1 protein-coding gene is annotated in these 737 nt (G+C 71.4%); it reads right to left on the reverse strand.

Features of this window, described 5'->3' with window-relative positions:
• A partial coding sequence (locus tag ACTIDRAF_RS30775; protein ID WP_157163235.1) for a hypothetical protein occupies positions 1–737 on the reverse strand: 737 nt, incomplete at both ends.

Below are 737 nucleotides of genomic sequence, written 5' to 3' on the forward strand. Positions count from 1 at the left end.
CCCCTTGGAGGGCGTCCTTCTTCACCGGCCAGTCGGGGTCCCTGGTCGCGTGCTCGACCCGCACGGTGATGCCACCGTCGGACGAGGTCACGGTGTCGAACCGCGTCTCCCCGCCGGAGCGGATCTGCGCCAGCTGCTCGTCCAACGCGTCCCGCTGCACCTGGTAGATCTCGTTGACGCGTTCGGGGGTGAGGGAGGGGCGGGGCGGCGGGGCCTGCGGTGAGGGCAGCGGCGGGCCGCCCCACTCGGCGTAGTCGTTGCGCACGCCGGCGGGGAAGGACTCCCCGTACACCTGGGCGGTGAAGACCTCGGCGACGAACTCCAGGCCGCTGTTCGTCGCGTAGTGGCTGACGTCCATCGCGCTCGGCGCCGCGCTCGGGACCGGCTGAGTGCCCAGCATGGCGTGCTGCTGCACCCGCAACCACTGCGAGGGGTCGTGCGCGGTGTGCAGGCCGTGGCCGAACTCGTGCACGAGGGTCGCCTCGGCGATGGCCGTCCGGTAGTTCCGGGATTCCGACTTCGGCCTACCGATGCCCAGCGACTGGAACTTGTGCTTGGCGTTGTACCGGGCGTCGGCGACGCGGTGCGCCACCCCGCGCATCCCGCTCTCCCCAACTCCTCCTCGCACCCCGTAGTCGGTGCCGGACGCGTCGTTGGGCCGGAAGACGTTCGGTCCGAGCAGCAGGTGCCAGGAGTGGGCGCCGGTCTCCGGGTCCCGCAGGTGCATCATCTGCGTC

The organism is Actinoalloteichus spitiensis RMV-1378, assembly GCF_000239155.1.
In the GTDB taxonomy this organism is placed as follows: Bacteria; Actinomycetota; Actinomycetes; order Mycobacteriales; family Pseudonocardiaceae; genus Actinoalloteichus_B; species Actinoalloteichus_B spitiensis.